This is a genomic window from Candidatus Hydrogenedentota bacterium, from assembly GCA_012523015.1.
Taxonomy (GTDB): domain Bacteria; phylum Hydrogenedentota; class Hydrogenedentia; order Hydrogenedentales; family CAITNO01; genus JAAYBJ01.
In genome coordinates this window covers 1-2,862 of the sequence record JAAYJI010000244.1, presented here as the reverse complement: position 1 = coordinate 2,862, position 2,862 = coordinate 1, and the positions used below count along the sequence as shown (strand labels likewise).

3 protein-coding genes are annotated in these 2,862 nt (G+C 50.5%); all 3 read right to left on the bottom strand.

Annotated elements, in window-relative coordinates:
• Positions 1-234, bottom strand: a 234-nt coding sequence (locus GX117_10620; protein ID NLO33790.1) for a hypothetical protein, incomplete at its 3' end; no start/stop codon positions are given.
• A 257-nt stretch (positions 235-491) separates the two neighbouring features.
• On the bottom strand, positions 492-1,706 hold the full coding sequence (locus tag GX117_10615; protein NLO33789.1) for a type II secretion system F family protein: 1,215 nt from the start codon (positions 1,704-1,706) through the stop codon (positions 492-494).
• The coding region (locus GX117_10610) for a type II/IV secretion system protein (GenBank protein ID NLO33788.1) at positions 1,693-2,862 on the bottom strand (1,170 nt) is incomplete at its 5' end. The genes GX117_10615 and GX117_10610, both read right to left, overlap by 14 nt.

Here is a 2,862-nt window from a genome sequence, read left to right as displayed (position 1 = left end):
GAGGTATCCGATGGGCGAAGCGTCCACCGTAAATAAGGGAGGACTACTGCCTGTGTTGATCTCAACTAAATCGCCTTCAATAACAATAAGATCCCGTAAGATTCCGTCACTCTCATAGAGGTCTAGCAAATCGCCCCAAGCGGCAGCAAGTACCACGGTGTGAAGAAAACATACTGTGATAACAACTCGTACTGTTTTAGGGACGGTATTGCCGGTGAAAAGAAAGCGTTTCATGATCTTGAATTCCTTAAGTTGCGGTACAATTGCAATGGAAAAAAATAAGGGAAGAAATCAACAATAATGCACGTCATCCTGTTAATATAAGTATACACGAAACAAGTTTTTAAAACATAAAATCTACGCTTTTTTTTCTCTTTATTGAGTGCAAAGAGGTGTTGCGTGATTTCCGAAAAAAGAGTAAAAAGCTCTAGGGGATAAGGAAGGAGGGGGCATAAGGAGATTAAGTCTTTAAACACCTGTTATTGGTTGGATCAGGCGCCGATGGTGCTGCTGAGCGTAAGCATAGGCAGAAGCATGGCAACTACGAGAAAACCAATGACGATGCCCATAATGACGATGAGCAAGGGTTCGAAGAGCGCTGTTAATGCCTTCACAGCGCGGTCTACTTCCAGATCGTAGGCATCGGCAATACGTTTGGAAACGGAGCCGATACGTCCGCTCTCCTCACCAATGGCAAACATGGAGATAACCATGGGCGGGAAAAAGAGGGCGTCACGCATGGACTCGCTGAGACTTTCGCCTTCTGTGACGCCGGTGTGCAGCTCGCCTACACTGCCGCGTATGAGTCGGTTGCTCATAGTCTCTTCCGTGATTTTGAGGGAGGTCAAAACGGGCACACCATTATCCAGTAAGGTACCCAGCGTGCGCGTAAATTTTGCCATTTCATACTTAACAATCAGCGTACGCACTGCAGGTACGCGCAAAAAAAAGGCATCGAATCTTTTGCGTCCGGGCTCCGTTCGATAGTAGCGGATCAGCAAGACGATGCTCCCGATAATACCCAGCAGCACCGCCCACCACCAATGTCCCATAAAATCGCAGAGGCTCATAACCATGCGGGTAGGCAGCGGCAGTTCCGCATTAAAATCCTCAAATATTTTGACAAATTTGGGGAACACGAAAGAGACGAGAATAAAAATGGCCGCGGTTCCGATGATAAGCAGAAAGATGGGGTAAATCATGGCGGAAACGGCTTTGCCCCGCAATTCTTCTTCTTGCTCACCAAAGGCGCAAATACGCCACAGCACTTCTTCGAGCATGCCGCCCGTTTCCCCGGCACGAACCAAGCTGCAATACATGGGCGGAAATACTTCCGGATGTTTTTCCATGGCATCAGCGAGGCCGGAGCCTTTTTGGACATCATCGCGCAGTTGGTCGACAATCTTCGACAGCTTCGGGTTTTCGGTCTGATCTACCAAGGTGCGCAGCGCACGGGTAATCATCATGCCGGACTCGCTCAAATTCGCCAATTGACGAAGGAATACATTACGATCCTTGATGCGAATGCGAACAAGCGCCTCGCGCAGGCTGTCTTTGGTGCTTTGCTCGACCAAGGGCTCAACCCGTATGGGGAAAAAACCCATGTCGCGCAGACGCGCAACTGCGGCACGCTGATTTTCCGCTTCAATAACGCCTTTGGTGGTGGGACCCGGCCCCTTCTTTACCTCATACTCAAACTGTGCCATGAGCAACTTCGCTTTCCGTGGTAACGGTGTCCGTGTCTGAGGTGAGGCGTAACACCTCTTCCGGCGTACTTTCCCCGTTGGCAACACGCTGCCATCCTGAACGGCGCAAGGTTTTCATACCTTGCCGCAGTGCCTCTTGTTTTATCTCCACGGCTGTGGCACGGTCCACAGTCATCTGTTTGATTTTGTCGGTAAAGGTCATCATTTCATAAATGGCGATTCTGCCCCGGTAGCCCGTGTGGCGGCATGCCTCGCATCCCTCGCCGCGCTGAAATTTCACACCCGCAATCTCGGCGTCGCTGATACCGAATTCTGCGGCCACCAATTTCATGTCCGGTTCATATTCGACGGCGCACTGGCTGCAAATACGCCGAACCAAGCGCTGCGCAACAGATGCGATCATGGTACTTGAAATCAAAAAGGGCTCAATGCCCATATCGATTAGACGGGTCACAGCGCCGGCGCTGTCGTTGGTGTGCAAGGTGCTCAATACAAGGTGGCCTGTAAGACTGGAACGAATCGCCATTTCCGCGGTTTCATAGTCACGTATCTCCCCGACCAGCATGATATCGGGGTCATGACGCAACATGGAACGCAGCCCCATGGAGAAATCGAAACCGATTTTGGGCTGAACCTGCATCTGGGAAATACCGGAAAGCTGGTATTCGATAGGATCTTCAATGGTCAAGATTTTGCGGTCTATACTATTTAATTTTGCCAAGGCGGCGTAGAGCGTAGTCGTTTTACCGCTTCCGGTGGGACCGGTAACTAAGATGATGCCGTGGGGCCGGGTAATGTACGTATTGAAAAGGCGCATATCTTCGGGCAAAAAGCCCAACTGATCCATGGTCAACGCCATTGACGAGCGGCTCAGAATACGGATGTTCACAGTTTCCCCGTGAGGAGTGGGCAAAATGGAAACACGCAAGTCGTAGCGATGCTCGCCAAAAGCCGCCATAATCTTACCGTCTTGGGGCAAGCGCTTCTCGGCAATATTCAGGTTTGCCATGATTTTGATACGGGAAACGATAGCCGCATGAAATCCGCGAATGGAAGGCGGCGTCGGGGCTTGGTGCAAAATACCGTCAATACGATAGCGCACGCGCAAACTGTCTTCAAAAGGCTCAATATGAATATCGGTCGTATCCGACTGGAT

Excerpts from the sequence above, each read along its gene's own strand:
- GX117_10615 (NLO33789.1), bottom strand. The coding sequence starts at position 1,706 with ATGGCACAGTTTGAGTATGAGGTAAAGAAGGGGCCGGGTCCCACCACC.